General features: G+C 40.5%; 4 protein-coding genes. All 4 read right to left on the bottom strand.

Translation table 11 applies throughout. From position 1 onward, the window contains the following. Positions 1-290: 290 nt before the first annotated feature. A complete protein-coding gene (locus H6F47_RS26750) occupies positions 291-911 on the bottom strand; it encodes a hypothetical protein (protein WP_190651773.1) in 621 nt (206 codons plus the stop codon). A gap of 212 nt (positions 912-1,123) precedes the next feature. Beyond that, positions 1,124-2,965 (bottom strand): ATP-dependent zinc metalloprotease FtsH3, encoded by a 1,842-nt coding sequence (ftsH3, locus tag H6F47_RS26745; RefSeq protein WP_137668077.1) that lies wholly within the window; start codon positions 2,963-2,965, stop codon positions 1,124-1,126. A gap of 113 nt (positions 2,966-3,078) precedes the next feature. Continuing rightward, a complete protein-coding gene (locus tag H6F47_RS26740) occupies positions 3,079-3,870 on the bottom strand; it encodes an aminotransferase class IV (protein ID WP_190651771.1) in 792 nt (263 codons plus the stop codon). A gap of 835 nt (positions 3,871-4,705) precedes the next feature. Continuing rightward, positions 4,706-5,286 (bottom strand): bluetail domain-containing putative surface protein (locus H6F47_RS26735; RefSeq protein ID WP_277877185.1); only part of this gene is annotated, 581 nt, incomplete at its 5' end.

Genomic DNA, 5,286 nt, shown 5'->3' with positions numbered 1-5,286 from the left:
TTAGGGGTTGCTGAGAAAGTCTTTCCGTGATGGCATAGGAGTCAGGAGTCAGGAGTCAGGAGTCAGGAGGAGATTTGAAAATTTCTTTGCCATCTCTTGAAATCCCCAAAAATGCACACTTTTTCCGGTATACCCTTCAAAACCCTTGCACTTTTTTCCTGATTTTCCACCTGAAACCCTTGATTTATCAAGGTTTTAAGTTTATTCAGCAAACCCTACTTAATTTTTCTCTAAAGAAATATTTTCTTGCATTTCTCTAAAGAAATTTAAATAAATATTTATTTCCTCTGCTAATTCCACCCACTCACCTGTTTATGAACCACCGACAAATACCACATATAATCATCAATTTTAAACTTATCCGCAGCTTTGACAATATACTCTTTTGCTAACTCTTCATTCCCCTCAGCTTCATAATACAAACCTAAATACAGATGACTGTAAAAATTACCTTTTAAACCTTCTGATTTACCCACAATCAAAACATCATCAGTTGTACGATTACCCGCAAATAAATCATAGACACAACGCATAATTTTCCGGGGATCATTTTTCACAGGTAATAAAGAATTTCTAGCTTCTCCCACACCCGATAACCTAGCAATACAAAGATATCTCCACACAGTTTCTTCTACATCCTGTGCATTGACAGTTAAATCAATTTCAAATTGTTTTGCACCTTCGGCGAATCTTTCCGCATAATAATAAGATAAACCCCGTTGCCAAAGATAGGGAATAATTCGATCATCTAATTTTTCTGCGGTATCAAAATCTGTAATTGATTCTTGAATTTTTCCCAGTTGAAAATAAACCATTCCCCGACGAATGTACACATTAGGGTTGTTTGGTTGTTTAATAATTGTTTCGTTCCAGCGTTGCAATTGACTTTCTAAAGAGTTGATAAAAAACATAGATTTTGTGCTGAAAAATGATCATAAAATGACTTTTTATCTTTGTAGGGTTTTAGTAGTGCTAAACCCATACTCCTAAATTATTACTAATTCCATTGAGCAGAACATTTTTCCCTGTCTTCCTATTCCGTCTTCCCTATCAAAAAAATCGGGGTATTTCCAGAAACCACAGAAATACCCCCATCTGAAAAACTGATTAAATTGATTAACTACTATGCAAAAGCAGCAGTTCTCACATCATTATTAGCCAGAATTTCTTGCAATTCATCAGCGTCAACGGTTTCTTTATCAATCAACATTTGGGCAATTTGATCCAAAATGTGACGGTTACTTACTAAAACTTCCTTAGCCCGTGCGTAAGCAACATCCACTAATTTACGCACTTCTTCATCAATGGCAGCGGCAGTTTCTTCGGAGAAATCACGCTCAGACATGATATCTCTGCCTAAGAACATATTACCTTGTTGACGACCCAAAGCCACAGGACCCAAGCGATCGCTCATGCCAAAACGAGTAATCATTTGTCTGGCAACTCGCGCTACTTGTTGCAAGTCATTGGAAGCACCGGTAGTAACTTCCTCTTCACCAAAGATAATTTCTTCAGCTAAACGACCACCTAAAGCCACGGCCATCTGATTTTCCAGATATGCACGGCTATATAAACCTGTATCCATGCGGTCTTCGCTAGGAGTAAACCAAGTCAAACCACCAGCACGACCACGGGGAATAATGCTAATTTTCTGTACAGGGTCATAGTCAGGCATTAATGCACCAACTAAAGCATGGCCAGCTTCGTGGTATGCAACCAAGGTTTTGCGCTTTTCGCTCATTACTCGGTCTTTCTTTTCTGGACCTGCTAACACCCGGTCAATAGCATCGTTAATTTCATCCATCGAAATTTCGGTTAAATTCCGACGTGCTGCTAAAATTGCGGCTTCGTTTAACAGGTTAGATAAATCTGCACCGGTGAACCCTGGGGTACGACGAGCGATTTTATCCAAGTCCACATCTTTAGATAAGGTTTTACCCCGTGCGTGAACTTTGAGAATTTCGCTACGGCCACCGTAGTCGGGACGGTCTACCACAACTTGACGGTCAAAACGACCAGGACGCAATAAAGCTGCGTCGAGAACGTCAGGACGGTTGGTGGCTGCAATGATGATGATGCCGGTGTTACCTTCAAAACCATCCATTTCTGTTAATAGCTGGTTGAGGGTTTGTTCCCGTTCATCGTTACCACCACCTAAACCTGCACCCCGTTGACGACCTACTGCGTCAATTTCATCAATGAAGACGATACAAGGAGCGTTGGTTTTTGCTTGTTCAAATAAATCGCGGACACGGGAAGCACCCACACCCACGAACATTTCCACAAATTCAGAACCGGAAATACTGAAGAAAGGGACACCTGCTTCTCCAGCTACAGCACGTGCGAGGAGGGTTTTACCAGTTCCTGGAGGTCCGACTAATAATACACCTTTAGGAATTTTTGCACCAACAGCGGTAAAGCGATCGGCGTTTTTCAAAAAGTCTACAACTTCGTTTAATTCCAGTTTAGCTTGGTCAATACCTGCTACATCGCCAAAGGTGACTTGGGTTTGGGGTTCCATTTGTACCCTAGCTTTGGACTTACCAAAGTTCATCGCTTGGCTACCAGGACCTGTTTGAGCGCGACGGAGTAAGAAAAATAAACCAACCAACAGCAATACAGGGAAAAATAAGCTGCTCAGTGCTTTAAACCAAAAGCCTTCGTCGGTTTGGGGTAATACGGCAATATCAACACCTTTATCTCTCAAAGTATTGATTAAATCTGGATCGCTAACTAAGGTGACACGCTTTTTATTGGGGTCGTATTTAGGTGTAACAATTGCTGTAGAACGATCTGAACTGAGACTGACTCTTTCTACTTTGCCTTGATCAACTTCTTGAATAAATTGACTATAGCGCCATGTTTCTACTTGGGGGGGTTGGTTGTCAAAAAACGCAGTCCCTAAAGCAATTACTACAATAAACAGCAGCGCATATAGCCCCGCATTTCTCCATCTTTTATTCACTGAGGTCTATCCTCCTGTATTTTTTGGGCGTTAGTGTAAGGTCTCTAAAATAAGAGAGGGCTTTATGAGAATTATGTTAACTTATCTTAAGATATACCAAAATGGCGTTCCTGTCATGGTAGAAATAATCCTTTAAGTTCTAAAAAGCAAGGATGCTTAGGATTATATTCTAACGATCCGGTGGGCTGATGTACGGTATGAATGGGAATTATCTCGACAACGCTGTTAGTGTAGGCGATCGCTGCAAATTCTTTAACTAGCTGTGGTGTCCAAGGTGCTTGCTGGATGGTGATTTGACGGTTTTGTAAATGTTGGATAATGTGCGATCGCTCTATCCCTGGCAATATTCCCACTTCTAATGGTGGTGTCCACCAACTGCCATCTTTCCAACCCCAAAGATTACCTGTACTGGTTTCTAACCAATTGCCCTCATTATCTATTAAAATCGCTTCTTCGGCGTTTACGGCTTGACCATTATTTTTCGCTAACCAAGGACTCAAATAATTGCCTGTTTTATGCTTGGGGAGAGAACGGGCAAATTCTGGTTTTGCAAGTCCAGCAATTATACCATTATTTTGTTTTTCTGTCAAGTTTGCTGGTAATAATCTACCTGTGATCCATTCTCTCCCATCGGGAAAAATAGTAATTCTGATCACGGGAAAATGTTGTAAAAGCATTTCTGCACCTTGACGCACAAAATTCCAATTTGGTTCTGGCCAGTTGAAAGTTTGTAAAGTTAATTGCAAGCGTGAACAATGAGCTTTCCAGTTAGTTAAACTATGATCAAGGGAATGATCATAAACTCTTAAAGTTGTAAAAACTGTAGCTCCAAAAAGCAAACCTGGATCATTAATGTTTAATTCCAGCGTTTTTGATTCTATTAATTTACCACAATACCAATACATGACAGGTGACTGGGGACTGGAGACTGGGGACTCTCACAAGGGTAGGTATTTTACATTGTCGTGAGGGCAAGACTTGGTGGACAAGGTGGACAAGGTGGACAAGGGAGGAAAACCGTACAAAATCAGATGCTCTTGGTAACCAAAAAAGTCCGTTAAAATACTGTTGTGCGTATCAAATCTTCCTTGTCCATCCCTTCGACTACGCTCAGGACAAGCCTTCCTTGTCTTCCTGATCCTGCCTTCACAGTTAATATTAAATAATATTAAAAACCTACCCCTGTGAGGGGGGTAGCAATGTGATTAGAATCACAATATACTACTTTGAAAACATCCTCTTAGGTTTATTTAGGGTTTGCTGAATAAACCTAAAACCTTGATATATCAAAGGTTAGAGGCTGATAAACACAGAAATTAGTGCAAGGGTTTTGAAGGGTATACCGGAAAAAGTGTGCATTTTTGGGGATTTCAAGAGATGGCAAAGAAATTTTCAAATCTCCTCCTGACTCCTGACTCCTGACTCCTGACTCCTATGCCCTCACGGAAAGACTTTCTCAGCAACCCCTACTTAATATAAGCAGTCGTGCAAAATAAATTTTATAGTTAGGAGAGGGAACAGGGAACAGGTAAGGAATACAGGCATTTTGGTTTTCAATCAATATGTTAAATTAATTTTGCTTGGGTACTTATTTCCTATTTATCCTTCATTAAATATTTAAAATTCTTCTGAATAAATTTACTTTCAGCAACCCCTACATATTGCATCAATTACAAAACAGATGTAGAGACATTTCATGAAACATCTCTACAATCTGGTTTACCTAAAAGCTACCAAGAACTAGACTAAGACATTGGTAAAGTTATTCGGTCCCAAAATACCTATAAAACCTGTCACCTCAACAATGGCATCATCGGTATCACTAAAGCCGGCTGTAGCATCATTAATAGCCACAAAGCTACGACTACCAAAGGAGAATTGAGCAGCAGAGTTAGCTGTAAAAGTCATGGTATCTAACAGAGCAGCAATACCAGCAGCATCAAGAGTAGCTACAGGTCCCATATCAATGAATGCGGTACGTGCAGTGGTAACAACAAACCAATCGATATAAGCATTGAAGTCGGTAATCACATCAAAGCTGTTGAAGACAGAATCAGCTAAGTTGCGGTAGTCAAACAAATCATAAACACCAACAATATCTTCCACTCCTCCTCCTCCGGTGAGAGTATCTTTTCCAGTTCCCCCAGTCAGCAAGTCAGTTCCAGCACCACCATTTAGGGTGTTATTACCATCGTTACCAGTGAGGACGTTATCACCAGCATTACCAGTACCGTTGACTGCTGTTCCTGTTAGTGTCAGGTTTTCAATGTAGGCGACAGTGGCAATATCAAAGTCGATACTAGATTGAATGGTATCCGTAC

The sequence above is a fragment of the Sphaerospermopsis sp. FACHB-1094 genome (genome assembly GCF_014696195.1).
In the GTDB taxonomy this organism is placed as follows: Bacteria; Cyanobacteriota; Cyanobacteriia; order Cyanobacteriales; family Nostocaceae; genus Sphaerospermopsis; species Sphaerospermopsis kisseleviana.
Note: the sequence above shows the minus strand (reverse complement) of the source record. Positions and strands in the feature narration are given on the sequence as shown.

What these genes read in the sequence shown, in the direction of transcription:
- H6F47_RS26740 (WP_190651771.1), bottom strand. Translation starts at nt 3,870, where the DNA reads ATGTATTGGTATTGTGGTAAATTAATAGAATCAAAAACGCTGGAATTA.
- H6F47_RS26750 (WP_190651773.1), bottom strand. Translation starts at nt 911, where the DNA reads ATGTTTTTTATCAACTCTTTAGAAAGTCAATTGCAACGCTGGAACGAA.